The sequence below is a fragment of the Dyella jejuensis genome (assembly GCF_044904675.1).
In the GTDB taxonomy this organism is placed as follows: domain Bacteria; phylum Pseudomonadota; class Gammaproteobacteria; order Xanthomonadales; family Rhodanobacteraceae; genus Dyella_B; species Dyella_B jejuensis.
This window is the reverse complement of sequence record NZ_JADIKJ010000010.1, coordinates 65,664-84,267: the sequence shown is the minus strand read 5'-3', so window position 1 is coordinate 84,267 and position 18,604 is coordinate 65,664. Positions and strand designations below refer to the sequence as shown.

The 18,604-nt window shown below is 64.5% G+C and carries 10 protein-coding genes; 4 read left to right on the top strand and 6 right to left on the bottom strand.

What is annotated here, in order from left to right; genetic code table 11:
• Positions 1-42: 42 nt before the first annotated feature.
• Genes ISP15_RS10010 through glgA form a run of 6 tightly spaced genes read right to left on the bottom strand, consistent with a single transcriptional unit; the run spans position 43 to position 10,608 of the window.
• Positions 43-240, bottom strand: a complete 198-nt coding sequence (locus ISP15_RS10010; protein ID WP_404547154.1) for a DUF2934 domain-containing protein — start codon at positions 238-240, stop codon at positions 43-45.
• Complete coding sequence (treY, locus tag ISP15_RS10005) at positions 237-2,942, bottom strand: malto-oligosyltrehalose synthase (protein ID WP_404547153.1); 2,706 nt, start codon at positions 2,940-2,942, stop codon at positions 237-239. Before treY ends, ISP15_RS10010 begins: the two co-directional genes overlap by 4 nt.
• Positions 2,939-5,044 carry a 4-alpha-glucanotransferase gene (gene malQ / locus ISP15_RS10000; RefSeq protein ID WP_404547152.1) on the bottom strand — a complete coding sequence of 702 codons (2,106 nt, stop codon included), beginning with the start codon at positions 5,042-5,044 and terminating at the stop codon, positions 2,939-2,941. The genes treY and malQ overlap by 4 nt, the downstream gene beginning before the upstream one ends.
• On the bottom strand, positions 5,025-6,827 hold the full coding sequence (gene treZ / locus ISP15_RS09995; protein ID WP_404547151.1) for a malto-oligosyltrehalose trehalohydrolase: 1,803 nt from the start codon (positions 6,825-6,827) through the stop codon (positions 5,025-5,027). The genes malQ and treZ overlap by 20 nt, the downstream gene beginning before the upstream one ends.
• Positions 6,824-9,055, bottom strand: coding sequence for a 1,4-alpha-glucan branching protein GlgB (gene glgB, locus ISP15_RS09990; protein WP_404547271.1), 2,232 nt, complete (start codon positions 9,053-9,055; stop codon positions 6,824-6,826). The genes treZ and glgB overlap by 4 nt, the downstream gene beginning before the upstream one ends.
• Positions 9,056-9,060: 5 nt before the next feature.
• Positions 9,061-10,608: a glycogen synthase GlgA gene (gene glgA / locus ISP15_RS09985; protein WP_404547150.1), complete on the bottom strand. Its 1,548-nt coding sequence runs from the start codon at positions 10,606-10,608 to the stop codon at positions 9,061-9,063.
• 408 nt (positions 10,609-11,016) lie between these two features.
• Here glgA and ISP15_RS09980 point away from each other — a divergent pair, with 408 nt between their 5' ends.
• From ISP15_RS09980 to ISP15_RS09965, 4 genes are all read left to right on the top strand, one after another.
• Complete coding sequence (locus ISP15_RS09980) at positions 11,017-13,545, top strand: mechanosensitive ion channel domain-containing protein (protein WP_404547149.1); 2,529 nt, start codon at positions 11,017-11,019, stop codon at positions 13,543-13,545.
• Positions 13,546-13,617: 72 nt separating this feature from the next.
• A complete protein-coding gene (locus ISP15_RS09975) occupies positions 13,618-14,478 on the top strand; it encodes an alpha/beta fold hydrolase (RefSeq protein WP_404547148.1) in 861 nt (286 codons plus the stop codon).
• Positions 14,479-14,488: 10 nt separating this feature from the next.
• Positions 14,489-14,899 (top strand): nuclear transport factor 2 family protein, encoded by a 411-nt coding sequence (locus ISP15_RS09970; protein WP_404547147.1) that lies wholly within the window; start codon positions 14,489-14,491, stop codon positions 14,897-14,899.
• Positions 14,900-15,195: 296 nt separating this feature from the next.
• Entirely contained in the window at positions 15,196-18,600 is a 3,405-nt protein-coding gene (locus ISP15_RS09965; protein ID WP_404547146.1) for a response regulator, read from the top strand.
• Positions 18,601-18,604: the final 4 nt, after the last annotated feature.

Genomic DNA, 18,604 nt, shown 5'->3' with positions numbered 1-18,604 from the left:
AGCGGCCAGCTTGGTGGTTCGTTCGGCGTGTATGGTTCCGTTTCATCGGCTTCCCGCGGATTGCTCGCTTTGCCCGGAAGAAGACTGTGCGGCGTGGCGTTCTTCCGCCTGCACCAGTTTTTCCGCCATCTGCCAGTGGCGTAGCGCCTGGTCGGAAGGGCGTCCTTCCGATTCCCAGATGCTGTGGGCGATCTCGCTGATGCGAGCTTGCCGCTCGGCGGGAGTAGGTGTTGCATTCATGGGTTGGACTCGGAAATCAATACGGCCACGGGCCATTCGGAAAAAAGCGCTCGGGCGGGCAATCCCGCCGCGTCGCGTGCATGCGTCCGATGAGTAAATAAATCAGTGAAGGTGCACGCGCCGTCATCGCGGGGACAGGCCACGGTGGTATCGGCCCAGAAAGCCGCGTCCGCCAGTGGCCGTCCACTGGCGTCGAAAGCTTCGGCACACAGGCGCGGCACGACGACCAGCAATTGATGTCCATGGTGCTGGCGCGTGAAGGCGACGACATGCTGCGCGCGCAGGCCGGAGATATCGAGCGGCTCGTAGCTGCCGCGTGCGAACAAATCCGGCCAGCGCTTTCGCGCACGCAACAGGCGGTGGATCACCTGCTGCTTGATCACGCCATCGCGGTAATGCGCGAGCAGGCGGCCGGGAAGGATATTGCCGTCGAACGTCGCCTTGCGCGTCGCGTAGTCCACCGGCCGGCGATTATCCGGATCGACCAGCGACTGGTCCCAGTATTCGGTACCTTGATAAAGATCGGGAACGCCCGGCACGGTGAGGCGCAGCGTCACCGCGGCCAGGCCATTGACTGCACCGGCTGCGTCGAGGCTGCGAGCCGCGTCGTGCAGGCTGTCGCGCAACGAGCCATGCTCCGGTGCGAGCAGCAGGTCGTGCACAGCGTTGCGGCAGGCTTCTTCGTAACCATGGTTCGGCGTAGTCCAGCGCGTGTGCAGCTTCGCTTCGCGCTCGGCCTTCAACAGCCAGCGCTCGAGGCGTTCGGCGAAGGCACGCAACGCTTCGTCATCGTCCTGGCGCATCGCCAGTGGCCACGCGGCCAGGATGCTCTGCAGCAACATCCAGAGCGTGCCGTTCGACGGCCGGCGCGGACCGTTCAGCGCGCTGATCCAGGCACGGGCCTGCTGCACGAACCAGGGCGCGCGTTCGCTCAATACGGCGAGCCGTGCACGGGTATCTTCGCCGCGCTTGTGATCGTGGGTGGCGGTGGCGAGCAGTGCGCGCGGCGCCTGCGCGGCGCGCTGCTGCATCAGGCTATGGAAGCGTGCTGGATCGAGCGCGAAGACGCGCGGATCGCCGCCGACTTCGTTGCGCGACAACAGGACGCCGTAGCGATAGAAGGCGGTGTCCTCCACCGCCTTGGCGTTGAGCGAGGTGGACAGTTGCTCGAACAGGCGGCGCGCGACTTGCAGGTGGCGCCGCTGCGAAACGGTAGCCAGCCAGCGCGCCCTGGTTTCCAGCAGGTATTGGCGCAAATAGGCGCGCTGTGCGACAAGGTCCGGATCGCCATCTTTCATCGCGCGCTCGAACACATGTTCGAGTGTGCGGCGATCTTCATCGGTCACCACGCCCGTGCCCAGGTAGGTGCGATAAACCGGCATGTATTGCAGCACATCGGCCAGCACGTCGCGCAGCGCCGGCAAGGTGAAATCGCCATGCTCGGGCATGTCTTCGATATAGCGATGGAAGGCGCGCGTGCAGCGATAGAGATCGGTGGCAAGGCTGGTGGCGAGGATTTCGCGCCGCGCGGCGCGTTCCTCGTCGCTGAAACGGGCGGAGCGTCCGGTCAGTGCGGTCCATGCGTCGGCCAGTACGTCATGTCCTTGCGCATCGTGTTGCAACGCGCCGACCTGGTTCATGAAGTCGTAGCCGGTACTGCCATCCACCGGCCAGTCGCCACGCAGCGTTTCGTCGTGCGCCAGGATTTTTTCTACGTGCAGGGTGATGCGCCGGGCTGCCTGGCGCGGGTCGCTGCGCGCGGCACGGTCGGTGCGCAGGCGCAATTTGCGCAGGTATTCGCGCGGTTGGCTGAGGCCGTCGACATGGTCCAGGCGCAGCCCATCGATCACCCCTTCGCGGATCAGGCGCAAGGGCAGCGCGTGCACGGCGTCGAACACATCGTCGCGTTCCATCGCCAGCGCAACCAGTCCGTCGATATCGAAGAAGCGGCGATAGTTGATCACCTGGCTGCCGCTGCGCCACCAGGCCAGCCGGTAATGCTGCAGGTCCAGGAACCGTCGCATCAGCGAACGGTCGGCGTGCAACTGCGCGATGGCCCGGTCGATGTGCGCGCGGCTTTGCTCGTCCTGCATGGCCAGCCGCACCGCATCGAGCGCATCCGCGGATGCCTTGAAGCGCGGCAGTGCGTGGCCGGCCAGGTCGAACAGCAGGCGCAGGCTTTGCTCGGAAAGCGGCAGCTTGGCGCCGGCCGCGCTCAACGCGATGGTGGTGCCGCCGACATGCCGCTCCACCTTCAGTTCATCGCGGGCCAACGCCTGCTCCAGCGGGATGGACAACACCGGCAGCCACAGTTTGCCTCCCGTCTCGGGTGCCTGCCAGTCGATATCGAAGAAATGCGCATAGCGGCTGGCGCGGCCGAGCGCCAAGACATCGTTCCACCATGGATTGGCGACATCGGCGGCCATGTGGTTGGGTACGATGTCGAGGATCGCGCCCATGCCATGCGTATGCAGCGTATGCGCGAGCCGGGCGAGCGCGGGTTCGCCGCCAAGCTCGGGATTGACGATCATCGGATCGATTACGTCGTAGCCGTGCGTCGAGCCGGGCCGGGCCATCGCGATCGGCGAAAGATAGACATGGCTGAGCCCGAGCGCGGCGAAATAAGGCACCTGTTCGGCAGCCGCCAGCAAACCGAATTCACGGTTGAGCTGCAAGCGGATGGTGGCGCGCAGTTCGCTCATGCGCTGCCTTTCAACGTGCCGCCCAGCGATTGCAATACCGGTGGCAGTGTCGTGAGCGTGGCCTCTGGCAGACGGTGCCGCCAGTTCGGATAGCTGCTTACGGTGCCGGGAAGATTGGGTTGTTCCTTTCTGCAAAGTGCGTCTTCCAGAGGGATCAGCCGGAGCGGCGAGGGCGCGCGCGCGATGTATTGGAAGCTGCGCCGGCAAATCTCTGCCTTATCGGCGTGCGGCGGCAATGCTTGCGAAGGACCGGCGTTCGCCGCCAATGCTTGCGAAGGACCGGCGTTCGCCGCCAATGCTTGCGAAGGACCGGCGTTCGCCGCCAATGCGCGATCCAGCTGCGCCACGTCCGCCTGCCGTTCGTGCTGGCGCCGGTCGCGTGCTTCATCGGGCCATTCGTGTGCCGCGGCAAGGTGTGCGATATCCAGTCCTTCGCGCCATCCCAGCAGGGGCGGCAGGTCGTGGGTGGTAGTGGTAGCGATGGCGCTCGGGCGCCAGCGTTCCGGCGGCAGGAATCGGCCGTGCCCGTCACGGGTGAAAAGCAGCACGTCGATGCCGAGCAGCCCCTTGGCTGCGAGCAAGTCGCGAAAGCCTTCCGGCACCGTGCCGAGATCTTCGCCGATGACAATGCAGCGATTGCGCCACGATTCCAGCGCCACCAGTCGCAGCATGTCTTCCAGCGGCAAGCGGATGTAGCCGCCCGCGGCAGCCGATCCGCCTTCCGGCAGTATCCATAGGCGGCGAAAGCCGATCACATGGTCGATGCGCACGCCGCCGCCGCGCGCCATGTTCGCGCGCAGCAGCTGGATAAAAGGCGCGAAGCCCGAGGATGCCAGCCCCCACGGCGAATAAGAGGTGATGCCCCATTGCTGGCCGGACGGATTGAATGCATCCGGCGGCGCACCCAGTTCCAGGCCCTGCAACAGATGTTGTCGATGGCTCCATGCTTCGCCGCCGCCGGGCTCGAAGCCCACGGCGAGGTCCCAGATCAGGCCGATGCGTTGTCCTTCGTCGCGTGCCTGCTGTTGCGTGCGTTCCCAGCAGCGCGCGGCCAGCCACTGCAAGAATGTTTCGAATGCCAGCTCCACATCGTGCATGCCGGCGAACGCATCCGCGGCCGGGGCGTCTTCCTGCCATTCGTGTTCCCAGTGGCGCCAGGAGGTGGATTCGCCGCGCAGCGCGGCGAAAGCCTGGCGCGCTGCAATCAAGGCATGGTCGCGCAAGCGCTGGCCGCCCTGGCGCACGAACGCATCGAAGTCTTCGCGCAAACCGCGAGGCGCATGCGCGAATTGTTCGTACAACATGCGCCAGACACTGCGGCGCATGGCATAGGTCTTGGGCCAGTCGACCAGCCGGTTCTTGTGCGCGCTATCCCATGCCGGCGCAATGCCCGCTTCCTGGATCGCGGCGTGCAGCGCGGCCTCGCCAAGCAGTTGCGCGGGATCGGCATGGAGCCAATTGAGGAAACCGCGGTCGGAGGGCGAATACGGACTGTAGTGTTGTCCGATCGGGCTGATCGCATGCAGCGGGCTCAATGCCAGCGCATCGCCGCCGGCACGGCCGGTGGCGGCAGCCAGTGCGGCCACCGCGCGGCTGTCGCCGACGCCGCCATCGTTAGCGTGGCGCAACGCATACACCTGTGCGCCGACGCCCCATGCGTGCGCGTCGGGTTGCGCGAGGCTGTCACTGACGCCGAAGCAACGCACGGGCGCCACCGCCAGGGTGATTTCGCGCGTGCCGATGGCCAACCGGTAGTAACCGTAGTCGGCAGGCGCCTGGAAACCACCTTGCGCATCGATTTCGATCGCATGCGTCGCGCCCGATTCGTGGTACAGCACGGCGGATCCGGCCAGCGCTGGCGATGGCAGCATGCACCGGTCGCCGGCGTCTACGGTCACCAGCGCCGGCAGTAGCTTATGCCGTTCGTGCAGCAGGTTCAGGCTGGAGCGGCGACTGGCCAGATCGTGCGCGGGCAGTTGCAGGGCGGCCAGCAATCCGTGCAATGCCTCGTCCGACAAGTGTTGCGCCTGGCCGAACGCATCCGTCCATTGTACCGCGATGCCGGCGGCGTGCGCGAGCGCTTCAAGCGATGAGTCGCTCATCTTGCATCTCCCTCGCCAGCACTACGGCGGCATGCGCCTTGAGGACACCGCTGTCGAGCGCGTCCATCGCGTCCTGTGGTTCGATCCAGATCACCCTGGTGGCCGGATCGCGCGGCAGCGGCACGTCATTGCCGGATACGTTCAAGGCCATTTCCCAATAATGCCCGTCGCCGAGTCGCCAGCGCGCGAAGACGGCCTTGTCGGCCAATACTTCGCACCCCAGGGCATAGCAGTCTTGCAGGCGCGGCACGAGATGTTGCCGGCGCAACTGCAACAGCCCCGCGAACCAGCGTTCCCAGTCGGCGGCGCGAGCTTCGTCCGTTACGCGCGGGATCGATGCGGCGAAGGTTTCCAGTGCGTTCGGATCGGGTATGCGCTCGCGCCGGGCCGGGTCGGCGAAACCGGAGAAATGCGCGAACTCTTCGCGCCGGCCTTCGCGTACCTGGGTGGCCAGTTCGCCGTCATAGTCGGTGAAATAGTAGAACGGCGTGCGGCAGCCCCATGGCTCGCCCATGAAGTACAGCGGGATCATCGGACTGAGCGCCACCAGCACCATCGCCGCGCGCAGGTCGGCTTCATCGGCCAGGCAGGTCAACCGCTCGCCCATGGGACGGTTGCCGATCTGATCGTGGTTCTGCAAGAACAACACGAACGAAGTGGGATGAAGGTCCTGGCTGGGTTCGCCGCGCGAGATGCCGCGCCGGTCATGCTGGCCCTGGAACACGAAACCCTCGGCCAGGGCCTTGGCGACCTCGCCGGTGGGGTCGCCGGCGAAATCGGCGTAGTAGCCCTCGTGCTCGCCGGTCAACAACACATGCAGCGCGTTGTGCGCGTCGTCGTTCCACTGCGCGTCGTAGTCGCCGCGCAACAGTCCGGCCGCATTGTGCTCGTTTTCCAGGATCAGCCAGACCTGGCGTCCGTGCGGCAGGCAGGTGCGGCGCACGGCGGCGGCGAATTCCTCCAGGAAGGCCGGCGGCTGGATCGCATGCACCGCGTCCAGGCGCAGCCCATCGAAGCGATATTCGTTGATCCACATCAGCGCGTTGTCGATGAAATAGCGCGCTACTTGCGGACGGCAAAAATCGATCGCCGCGCCCCACGGCGTATGGATGTCCGCGCGGAAAAACTCCGGGACGTAGTTGGGCAGTTCGTTGCCGACCGGGCCGAAGTGGTTGTAGACCACGTCCAGGATCACCGCCAGGCCAAGCCGGTGCGCTTCGTCGATCATCGCCTTGAGCGAAGCCGGCGTGCCGTAGGAGGCATCCGGTGCGTACGGCAGCACGCCATCGTAGCCCCAGTTGCGATCGCCCTGGAACGAGGCGATCGGCATCAGCTCGATCGCGGTGAAGCCGCACGCCGCCAGGCGCGGCAAGCATGCGCACACTTGGTCGAAGCCGCCCAGCGCACCGACATGCAGCTCGCAGATCACGGCGGTGTGCCATGGCGCACCGTGCCAGGTGTCGCAGCGCCATGCATAGTCGGCCGGGTCGACCACCATGCTTGCGCCGGACACACCGCCGGGTTGCGCGCGCGAGGCGGGATCGGGCACTTGCCGGCCATCCACGCGATAAACATAGCGCGTGCCGGCCGGTGCCTGGGTGATCAATAGGTGGTTGCCTTCCTCGTCGCGCGCCATCGCCTGCGCGCGGCCGTCGATCAGCAATTGGACGTGCGCGGCCCCGGGTGCCCACAGGCAAAAGCGCGTACTGCCGTCATCCAGCACCTGCGCGCCATACGTGCATCGGTGGATGGACGTGGCGGGCGCCTGGGCGCTTGCATTCACGCCTCGCTCCTGTCCGGCCGCAGGATCAGCGTGGCCAGTGGCGGCAGCAGCAACTCCAGCGAATACGGCTGTCCGTGCTGTCCGTTCGCATCGGCATGCAATTGCCCGCCGTTGCCCAGGTTGGAGCCGCCGTAGTGACCGCTGTCGGTATTGCACAGCTCGCGCCATATGCCGCCTTCGGGTACGCCGACGCGATAGCGGTGGCGAACTTCCGGCGTGAAATTGCAGACCACCAGGATCGGCGGGACGTGTTCGCCACCGTAGCGCAGGAAGGCATAGACCGAATTATGCGTGTCGTCGCCCACCACCCATTGGAAACCTTCCGGATCGTGGCTGGCGCGGTGCAATGCCGGCTCATGGATCAGCAGGCGATTGAGATCGCCCACCAGCTGCTGCATGCCGCGATGCAGTGGATCGTCCAACAGGTGCCAATCCAGCGGACGGTCGTGATGCCATTCGCGTTGCTGGGCGAATTCGCCGCCCATGAACAACAGCTTTTTGCCCGGATGTCCCCACATGAAGCCATAGAAGGCGCGCAGGTTGGCGAACTGTTGCCAGCGATCGCCCGGCATCCGCGCGATCAGCGAACCCTTGCCGTGTACCACTTCGTCGTGTGAGAGCGGCAGCACGAATTTTTCCGAATACGCATACACCATGCCGAAGGTGAGATCGTCGTGGTGATAGCGGCGATAGAGCGGGTCGCGCTGCATGTAACGCAGGCAGTCGTGCATCCAGCCCATGTTCCATTTGTAGTTGAAGCCAAGGCCGCCCTGGTCGATGCGCCGGGTAACGCCGGGCCAGGCGGTGGATTCTTCGGCCATCACCAGGATGCCGGCGTGCTCGCGCGCGATAGTGGCGTTGAGTTCCTGCAGAAAGGCGATCGCTTCCAGGTTTTCGCGGCCGCCGTGCTTGTTCGGGATCCATTCGCCTTCGGCCCGGCTGTAGTCGCGATAGAGCATGCTTGCCACCGCATCCACGCGCAGTCCGTCGATATGAAAATGGCGTATCCATTCGACCGCGCTGCCAAGCAGGAACTGGCGCACTTCGTGGCGACCGTAGTTATAGATCAGCGTGTCCCAATCCTGGTGCACGCCCTCGCGCGGATCGCTGTGCTCGTACAGCGCGGTGCCGTCGAAATCGCGCAGGCCATGTTCGTCGGAAGGGAAGTGCGCGCTGACCCAGTCGACGATCACGCCGATCCCGGCGACGTGGCAGGAATCGACGAAGCGGGCGAAGGCGTCCGGCGTACCCAGGCGCGCGGTCGGCGCATACATCGCGATCGGCTGGTAGCCCCAGGAGCCGCCGAACGGATATTCGCTCACCGGCAGCAGCTCGATATGCGTGAAGCCCTGCGCCTGCACATAGGGAATCAGCCGCTTTGCGAGCGCGTCCCAGGTGAGCGGCCGGCCGTGCTCGTCCCACTGCCAGGAACCGACATGCACTTCGTAGATGGAAAGCGGCGCGTAATCGAACTCCATGGATGCGCGGTGCTCGATCCAGGACGCATCATGCCAGGTGATCGTCAGCGGCGCGGCTACCACCGACGCCGTGGCCGGCGGCATCTCGGTTTGCCGCGCCATCGGATCGGCCTTGAGCGGCAGCAGAGTGCCATGGCGATCGAGCAACTCGAACTTATACAGGGCGCCGGCGCGCACGTGCGGAATGAAGATTTCCCATAGGCCTTCCTGCTCGTGGCGTCGCATGACGTGGCGGCGGCCATCCCATTGGTTGAAATCGCCCACTACCGACACACGCTGCGCATTCGGCGCCCACACCGAGAAATGCACGCCGGTGGTGTCGCCGATATGCAGCACATGGGCGCCGAGCAGGTCGCCCGGACGGCTCAGCTCGCCCGCATGGAACGCGCGCAGCGTGCCCTCGGTCAGCAACGGGGCGAACGCATAGGGATCGCAGATGGTGTCTTTGCCCGTGGGCCACTGGATGCGCAAGCGGTAACTGTCGGCGGTGTAGCCGCCTGGCCGGCCCGGCAGCACGGCGATGAACACGCCTTCCGCGCAACGTTGCGCGGGCCGCGTGCGGCCGTCCGACAAGACGATCTCGACCGCGGCAGCGCCATGCGCGACGGTGCCTATGTACCATTCTTCGCCATGGCGATGCGGTCCGAGCCAATCGAACGGACGGTTGCACCGGCCCAGGTCCAGGGCATGCAATACCTCGGCAGGAATGCATGTGCTGGGGTTGGTCGCCTCCTTCACCGTGCCGGCCACGGCGCTCACGCCGCAGCCTTTCGCAGCAGCATGCGGTGGTAGAGGCTTGCGTATTGCCGACCCGGGCCATCCCAGCCGTGCTTCTCGAGCATGGCCGCGCCGCGCATGGCGTTGAGCAGCAGCGGCTCGGCGAAGATGCGGAAGGCGCGCTGCAAGCAGCTGCGCAATTCACACACGCTGGCCTCGCGGAACAATAGTCCGGTGACGCCGTCCTCGATGGTATCGATCAAGCCGCCCGTGGCATGCGCGAGCGGCAGGCAGCCATAGGCTTGCGCATACATCTGGCTCAATCCGCAGGGTTCGTAACGCGAAGGCATCAACAGGAAATCGGCGCCGGCGAACATGCGCCGCGCCAATCCTTCCTCGAAACCGACGTGCGCCGCCACGCGGCCAGGAAAGCGTCGCTCCAGCCGGGCGATGGCGCGTTCGATCGACGGATCGCCGCGCCCGATCAAGGCCAGCTGGCCGCCGGCGGCGATCATTTGCGGCGCCGCTTCGCAAATCAGATCGACGCCTTTTTGCTGCACCATGCGCGAGATCACCGCGAATAGCGGGCCGTCCTGCTGGCGCAAACCCATCTCGGTACGCAGCTCGCGCGTGTTGATGGCGCGCTGGCCCCAGCCGCCAATTGAAAAAGGCGCAACCAATGCGGGATCGCGCTGTGCGTTCCAGCTCGTGTCGATGCCGTTGACGATGCCGACCAGGCGGCCTTCCGCCGCGCGTTTCCTGAGCAGGGCATCCAGCCCGCAGCCATAGGCCGGTTCGGTGATCTGCCGGGCATAGCTTTCGCTGACGGTAGTAAGGCAGGTGGCCGTGGCCAGGCCTTCCTGCAGGAACGAGATGCGGCCATGGCGATCGTGCTCGGCATGCCGGCGCGATATGCCCACGCAGCCGACGGTAGACGCCGGGAACACACCTTGATAGGCCAGGTTATGGATGGTCAGCACCGTCGGCACTTTGTCGCCGGCATCGCCGTCCAGGTAATGCGCGGCCAGCGCGCACGGCCAATCGTTGAGATGCAGCAGGTCCGGGCGCCAGCTCATTTGGGCGCGCCCGCGCGCGATGTCCGCGGCCGCATGCGACAACGTGGCGAAACGAATGTCGTTATCCGGCCACTCGTGTCCGCTTGCGTCGGTATAGGGCGAACCGTCGCGGTCAAACAGCTTTTCGTTGCACAACACCAGCACGGTCAGGCCGTCGTCGGTCTGCATCTCGCCGATATCGCAGGAAGGCAGCTTATGGAAGCTGCGCGTCTTGCCGATGATGCGGATCGGGCGATCCGAATGGACGATGCTGCGATAGCCCGGAAGCAGTACGCGCACATCGTCGCTTTTGGTCAGCGCGCGGGGCAGCGAGGCGGACACGTCGCCCAGGCCGCCGGCCTTGATGAAATCCCGCATTTCCGTGGTAACGAACAATATTTTCTCGCCCCGGTCGATCCGGGCGCCAGATGGCGGCTGTTCGGGCCGGCGGCGATGCACTCCCGCTATAGCCACACGTTGCTGTTGGCGGCGCGCGGGATAGGTCTTGTAAAGCGGTTTTGCGATAGTCATCCACGGGTTCTCATAAGTTTCCGCAAGGCGCCAATTCGCCTGCAAGCTGCGGAGCGCTGTGCTTGAGGTTAGGGGGCCGAGCATCAAACTTGCGTACAGCCGGCGATGCGACAAAGTGAAGATCGCGAGACGAAGCGTTGCGATCGATGTCCTGATGTGGCTGTTCGTGGTCGTCGGGCGACGGTCCATCAAGACCCGGACAACTTCTATTGCACGCAACCTTTACGACCCACGGTGCACGGTTGGCCTTTGTTTCCACATGGAGGTATTGCCACCGATGCCTTGATGGTGTGCGTCGACGGCCCAGCGCGCTTACCCGGACAGTGGCGATACAAGCTCATCGCAGTGAACGACACGCGCTTTCTCGTTCGAAAGAAATGCACAGAAGCTCCACGCACCCTTTTCGCCATGCTGCTCGCGTGGTGGATCCTGGCAGCAGCGCCGGTGTTCGCCAGCCAGTTGTCCGCTCCGGCGACGGCATCGAGCACCGCGCCGGCGAATGACGCCGCGTGTGCGCAAGCAAACGCACGCGCGCCTGTTTCGTCGCCCACGCCCACGGGCACAACGGCCAAAGCCGCCGCTCCCGCCGCCGCCAGTGCGAAGCCAGCGGCCAAGCCGGCCGCCGCGCCGATCGTGCCGTTGCAGGCGAACGGACTGATCGAACGCAGCCTGCGCCAGCTTGGCCAATGGTTCGACGGTCTCGGCAGCCAGCTCGATCAAGCCAGGCAGGCGCTGTGGGGCTTGTTGCAGCTGCTCGCGCGTTCCGGCGGCCATATCGCCAACGATGCGGACCGGCGCCTGTTGATCCAGGCCGGCACCGCGCTCGCTGGCGTGTTCGCAGCCGGCTTGGTGTCCGAATGGCTGCTTCATTGGCTGCTCAAGCGCCCGCTGCGCGCGCTGGTGGCGCGGGCCAACGCAGTGGAAGCGCGCGATCGCATGCACGAGACGCAGGATCGCGCCGCGGTGCATGTCGACGCCCAGGCGCCAGCCGCGGAGCGAGGCGCGGATACGCAGGCGAAAGCGACGGCCGGGGTGCAGCCAGCCGCCGATGACGTGGCATTGGTGCAGACGCATGAAGATGGCATCGACCGGGTCGAGCCGGTGCGCGTCGGCGCACAGAACACCGCGGGCGGCCCGCAGGACAAGCCGCGCGATACGTTGGTGGCGGCGGCATCCGTTGCAACGCTGAAGGACAAAATGCACAAAGCGGCGCATTACGCCAGGCCGGCGCGTTACGTCAATACGCTGCACCACTTGCTGTTCGCCACGGGCGCGCTGTTGCTCAACCTGTTGCCGCTGATCGTGTTCTTTGTGGTAGCCGGATTGGTGCTGCGCGAACTGGGCGGCAATGTCGAGCGCGTGCACGCGGTGGTGAGCGCGTTCATCGATGCGTACATCACCACCCGCGTCACGATTGCCGTGTTGCGCCTGCTGGTTTCGCCGGAAGGGCCCGGCTTGTGTGTGCTGCGGGTCAGCCGGCGCACCACCGGCATCCTGCTCGCCTGGATCCGCTGCATCGTCGTGCTGGCGGCCTTCGGCATCGCCATCGGCGACACGATCCTGGCCCTGGGCGGCGGCGCGGCAAGCCGCATGGCCTTCATCAAGCTGGTCTCGTTGGGCGTGCACATCGCCGCGGTGATCCTGATCCTGCGGGTGCGCCGGCCGGTGGCGCAGGCGATCGCCGCGCCGCCGGCGAGCACCGGACCGGTGGCCGCGGCGCGCAATTGGCTGGCGCGAGTATGGGCGCTGTTCGCGATCGTGTTCGTGATGGGCGTATGGGTGGTGTGGGCGCTAGGCGTGGAAGACGGTTTCCCGAAGCTGATCCATTTCATTGGCGTATCGGCCGGCATCCTGATTGCCGCGCGCCTGCTCGCGATCCTCGCGCAAGGAGCGCTGGGCCGGCTGTTCCGGCGCAGCGAAGGCGACGCGGCCGCCGCCGTGCCGGCCGGCAGCGCACGCAACCGGCTCACCCGGCGCTATTACCCGGTCGCCAGCCGGCTGGTTTCGTTTTTCATCATCGTCTTCACTGTCGTCGCGTTGTTGCAAGCCTGGGGACTGGATGCCGTCGGCTGGTTCGTGCACGGCGCGATCGGGCGCAACCTGACCTCGGCCGCATTGACCATCCTGGTGGCGACGGTGATCGCCATCGCGGTCTGGGAAGCGGCCAGCATCAGCATCGAGCGGCGCATCGACGAATGGACCGGCCATGGCGACCTGATGCGCGCCGCGCGGCTGCGCACGTTGTTGCCGATGTTGCGCACCAGCTTGCTGGTCGCCGTGGTGCTGGTGGTGGGCCTTACCGCGTTGAACGAGATCGGCATCAACACCACGCCGCTACTGGCCAGCGCCAGCATCGTCGGCGTGGCGCTCGGCTTCGGCTCGCAGAAGCTGGTGCAGGATTTCATCACCGGCATTTTCCTGTTGATGGAAAACGCCATGCAGGTTGGCGACTGGGTCACCGTGGCGGGCGTGTCCGGTACGGTGGAGTATCTGTCGGTGCGCACGGTGCGGCTGCGCGGCGGCGACGGCTCGCTGTACACGGTGCCTTTCAGCTCCGTGACCACGGTGAACAACACCAATCGCGGACTGGGCAATGCCGCGATGAGCGTGAACATCGCCCATGTCGAGGATGTCGATCGCGCCATGGAGGAACTGAAGAAGATCGGCAGCGAAATGCGCAGCGATCCCGCCTTCCAGGGCTCGATCCTCAAAGACATCCAGGTATGGGGGGTGGATGCCATGGACGGCTCCAAAGTGACGATCGACGGACAGATTCCCTGTACCGACAGCGGCCGCTGGGGCGTGCAGCGCGAACTCAATCGCCGCATCCTGCTGCGTTTTCGCGAACTCGGCATCGAAATCGCCAATCCGCGCACGCAAACGCTGCTTACCCCGAACGATTCCACGCCAACCGCGAAAAATCCGGCGGAGAACTGAACGCATGCGCGGTCCCTACGCATCGTCTTCATCGCCGTGACGCTAGGTTCGAGATAGAAAGAGGAGAGTGCCATGAGCATGCTACAGGTAGAAACGGATAGCCTGGGCCGGCCGATCGAGCTCTACTACGAGGACATCGGCTATGGGCCACCGGTAGTGCTGCTGCATGGCTGGCCGTTCGATCACGCCATGTGGGAAGAGCAGGCGTTTGCCTTGGCCAGTGGCGGCTGCCGGGTGATTACCTATGATCGCCGCGGCTTTGGCAAATCGTCCAAGCCTGTCGATGGGTACAACTACAATCGCTTTGCCGACGACCTGAAAAGCCTGCTGGACGAACTCGACCTGCACGACGTCGTTCTGGTCGGTTTCTCGATGGGCGCAGGCGAAGTGGTGCGCTACATGAGCCGCCATCTCGGCCAGCGCGTCACCCGCTTCGCCCTGGTCAGCACGATCACGCCGTCGATCGCGCGCAGTCGCGACAATCCGGAAGGTGCTGACGAGGCACGGTTCGATGATGTCTGCACGCGCATCCGGGCCGATCGCCTGGCCTACATCGACCAGTTCGTCGGACAGCTGCTGGATGGCTCCGGCATCAACCCGGCGACGGTGGACTGGATCCGCTCCCTCGCCGTGCCGGCATCGCGCATTGCCATGCTGGCCTGCGTGCGTGCCTTCGCGGAAACCGATTTCACCGGCGACATGGCCGCCGCCATCAACGTGCCTTCGCTGGTGATCCACGGCACCGAAGACCGCATCGCCCCCTTTGCCGCCAATGGCCGCCGGACCGCCGATCTGCTGCCGGGCAGTGTTTTCCGGCCTTACGAAGGCGCCTCGCATGGCTTGTTCGCCACGCATGCCTCGATGCTCAGCGAAGACCTGCTGGGACTGGTGCGCTCGCCGCCCTCGCACACCCTGCCGCCCTCGGCGTTCTAGGGATGCCGGTGTGACGATTACCGCCGAGTACGTGCAAGGCATCTTCAAGCAACTGGAGCAGGGCGACGGTTCCGCCTTCTTCGACCATGTTGCCGAGGATGTCGACTGGACCGTGATGGGCACCCATCCGCTGGCCGGGCACTATCCCTCCAAGAAAGCCTTTATCGACGGCACCTTTGCCAAGCTGGACAAGGTGCTGCCGGACGGTGCCCGGCTTCGCCTCGAGCATTGCATCGTGGCCGGCGACCAGGCCGTGGTGGAACTGCACGCCATGTCCACGGCGTTGAACGGCCTGCGCTTTGACAACCGCTATTGCTGGATCGTCTATTTCCAGGACGGGCGCATCGTGCGCGTTCGTGCCTATCTGGATTCGGCACTGGTGGAACGGCTGCTGCGGGAAAACCCCATCGCGCAAGCGTGACGTTCAGCACTTTACCCGACCGTGGATGCCGGGATTTCGTGGGGAGCTATGGCTGCGTGACTCCGCCATGCCGGAAAGCCGCGCGATGCCGGAATGCGGACGGTTGCCTTGTTGCAGATGCCGGCGCCTGGAAGCGTGCCGGTTGTGACAACATCCGAGCCCGGGACAACGGCCCTCCACAAATCGGTGGGCGAGTGCGAATATGACCAGCTGACCGTCCCGAATCGTCGTTCCTCTGCTTACCTGTGACAGTTCACGCCGATCCAATGCATCCAACCAATTCCCGTGGGGCTCCCTTGCGCAATTTTTTCGCCGATAAGCGAACCTCGTTCGCCCTGCTCGGTGTCGTCGCCTTTTTCATCGTAAGCGGCGTCATCGCCTACTTGAACATCCAAAAGATCAGGACCGATACCCTGCTGGTGGTGCATTCGCAGGAAACCATCACGGCGATCGACGGATTATTGTCAAGCGCACAAGATGCGGAAACCGGGCAGCGTGGATTCCTGCTCACCGGGCACGAACGTTATCTGGAACCTTACCGGGCTGCGTTGGCCGCGATCCCCTCGGCGATCGATACCATCACCCGGCTCACCCAGGCCGATCCCAGCCAGCAGGCGCGGATCAAGGTGCTCAATGGATTTGTGACCGACAAACTGGCGGAACTCAAGGAAACCATCGATGCGCGCAAGGACAAAGGCATGGATGCGGCCCTGGAAATCGTGAATACGGATCGCGGGAAGGCCGACATGGATGCCATTCGCGCGCAGCTTTCCAACATGCAGGAAGAGGAATTGAGCCTGCGCGAAAGGCGGTTGCAGGAAATGTCGGTGGCTTACAACTCGGCACTGACCACGGGTGCGCTTTCGGGTTTGGTGGGAATCGTGCTGACCATCCTGGTCGGCATATTGATAGGTAATGCAGCGCGCGCGCGCCAGCGGGAGACTTGGCTCCAGGCCGGGCAGCTGGAGCTGGGAACGGTGATGTTGGGCGACCCGGAAACCGAGCGTCTGGGCGAGAACATCCTGGATTTCCTCGCGCGCTTTCTCGGCGCGCAGGCCGGCGCGCTGTTTGTCGGGATGGGCGAGCATTACCAGCGCATCGGCACGTATGGCGTCGCCCAGGCCGAAAGAATCGTGCAACGCTTTGTGCCGCGGGAGGGTTTGCTCGGCCAGGTCGCGGTGGAGGCCAAGACCGTCATCCTGCCCGACGTGCCGGACGACTACTTGTATGTCGAATCCGCGCTGGGACAGTCCAAGCCCAAGCATCTGGTTATTTCGCCGGTGGTGGCCGATGGCGATGTCAACGCGGTCATTGAATTGGGCTTCCTGCGTCCGGTGAACGACGATGTGGTGGCGCTGCTCGAACAAGCTTCCTCGACTATCGGCGCCGCCCTTCGCTCGGCGAAATATCGCGCCGAACTGCGGACGCTGCTGGAAGAAACCCAGCGGCAGTCTGAAGTGCTGCAGGTGCAAGGCGAGGAACTGCGCGTCTCGAACGAGGAACTGGAAGAACAAAGCCGCGCCCTCAAGGAATCCCAGCTGCGCCTGGAACAACAGCAGGTCGAGCTGGAGCAGACCAATTCGCAGCTGGAAGAGCAGGCGCAGCAATTGGAGCGACAGCGGGACGACCTCACACGCGCCAATCTCGATATCGAGCACAAGGCACGCGAAGTGCAGCAGGCGAGCCGCTACAAGTCGGACTTCCTCGCCAACATGTCGCACGAATTGCGCACGCCCCTGAATTCGTCGCTGATCCTGGCCAAGCTGCTGGCCGACAATCCCGACAACAACCTGACCGAGGAACAGGTCAAATACGCCAAGACGATCCAGTCTTCCGGCAACGATCTGTTGACGCTCATCAACGACATTCTCGATCTATCCAAGATCGAGGCTGGCCACGTCGATATCCGGCCGGAGCCGGTTTCGGTCGAGCGGCTCGTCAACGACATGGCGTCGTTGTTCAAGCCGGTAGCTGACCAAAAAGGCCTGGCCTTCGATGCGTCCATCGCGCCCGGTTGCCCGGCGATCATACGTACCGATCGCCAGCGGCTGGAACAGATCGTCAAGAACCTGCTCTCCAACGCCTTCAAATTTACCGAAACCGGCGCCGTCGAGCTGCACTTGCAGGCGAAGGAGGGCGACCAGATCGCCATTTCGGTGATCGACTCCGGCATCGGCATCTCGGAAGAACAGCAGCAGCGCATTTTCGAGGCGTTCCGGCAGGCCGACGGGACCATCAGCCGGAAGTACGGCGGTACCGGTCTGGGCCTGTCCATTTCCCTGGAATTGTCGCGCCTTCTTGGCGGCAGCCTGAGCGTGCAGAGCGATCCGGGCAAAGGCAGCACGTTTACCGTGGTGGTATCGCAACAGCTGTCCCGTGCCGCGACCGACCGCCGGGAGGACACACCGCTGTCCAGCCCTGTCCCGAGCGTACCGGTCAACCGCGAGCCTGCTGCCGGCAAGGCGGCTCCGATATCGGAACTGCAGGACGACCGCGAAAACCTGTCCGACCGCAAGCGCGTCCTGCTCGTCGTCGAAGACGATGAAAGCTTCGCCAAGATCTTGCGCGACCTGGCGCATGAAATGGATTTCCGCTGTCTCATCGCCACGAGCGCCGAAACGGCCCTGTATCTGGCGCATCGGTATCTGCCCAATGCCATCGTGCTGGACGTGGGCCTGCCCGACCAGTCCGGGCTCTCGGTGCTTGACCTGCTCAAGCGCGATGTCCGCACCCGCCATATTCCCGTGCATGTGGTTTCGGCAAGCGATCACTCGCACGCGGCGCTTTCGCTGGGCGCGATCGGCTATTTGCTCAAGCCGGTCAAGCGCGAGCAACTGGCCGATGTGTTGAACAAGCTCGAAGCGCGGCTTTCCCAGGACATACGGCGCGTGCTGGTGGTCGAAGACGACGAAGTCCAGCGCGAGGCTATCTGCGCACTGCTGCGCTCGGACGATGTGGAGATCATCGGCGCCGGAACGGCGGGGGAATGCCTCAAGCGCCTGGAAGAGCACACGTTCGATTGCATGGTGCTCGACCTGTCGCTGCCCGACGCATCGGGTTTCTCGCTGCTGGAAAAGCTCAGCGAGGAGGGTACGTATGCCTTCCCGCCGGTCATCGTCTATACCGGTCACGACCTGTCCGCCGATGAAGAGCAGCGCCTTCGCCGCTACTCGACCTCCATCATCATCAAGGGCGCCAAATCGCCCGAGCGCCTGCTCGATGAAGTGACGCTGTTCCTGCACCAGGTCGTTTCAGACCTTCCGCTCGAACAGCAGCGCATGATCCAGAAGGCGCGAAATCGCGACGCGGTGCTGGAAAAACGCCGGATCCTCGTGGTCGAGGACGACGTTCGAAACGTCTATGCCCTGGTCAACATCCTGGAGCCGCACGGCTCTTCGGTGGTGATCGCGAGAAATGGCCAGGAAGCCATCGCCGCGCTCAATAAGTCCGAGGACGACACCGGCAAGAAAATCGACCTGGTGCTCATGGATGTGATGATGCCGGTGATGGACGGCTTGACGGCGACGCGCGAAATCCGCAAAGACCCGCGCTGGAAGAAACTTCCCATCATCGCGCTGACCGCCAAGGCGATGCCCGACGACCAGGAGACCTGCCTGCAGGCCGGGGCCAACGATTACATGGCCAAGCCGCTGGACGTCGACAAATTGCTCTCGCTGGTCCGCGTCTGGCTGTCACGCTGAGGAA

Excerpts from the sequence above, each read along its gene's own strand:
- ISP15_RS10010 (WP_404547154.1), bottom strand. The coding sequence starts at position 240 with ATGAATGCAACACCTACTCCCGCCGAGCGGCAAGCTCGCATCAGCGAG.
- treY (WP_404547153.1), bottom strand. The coding sequence starts at position 2,942 with ATGAGCGAACTGCGCGCCACCATCCGCTTGCAGCTCAACCGTGAATTC.
- malQ (WP_404547152.1), bottom strand. The coding sequence starts at position 5,044 with ATGAGCGACTCATCGCTTGAAGCGCTCGCGCACGCCGCCGGCATCGCG.
- glgA (WP_404547150.1), bottom strand. The coding sequence starts at position 10,608 with ATGACTATCGCAAAACCGCTTTACAAGACCTATCCCGCGCGCCGCCAA.
- ISP15_RS09980 (WP_404547149.1), top strand. The coding sequence starts at position 11,017 with ATGCTGCTCGCGTGGTGGATCCTGGCAGCAGCGCCGGTGTTCGCCAGC.
- ISP15_RS09975 (WP_404547148.1), top strand. The coding sequence starts at position 13,618 with ATGAGCATGCTACAGGTAGAAACGGATAGCCTGGGCCGGCCGATCGAG.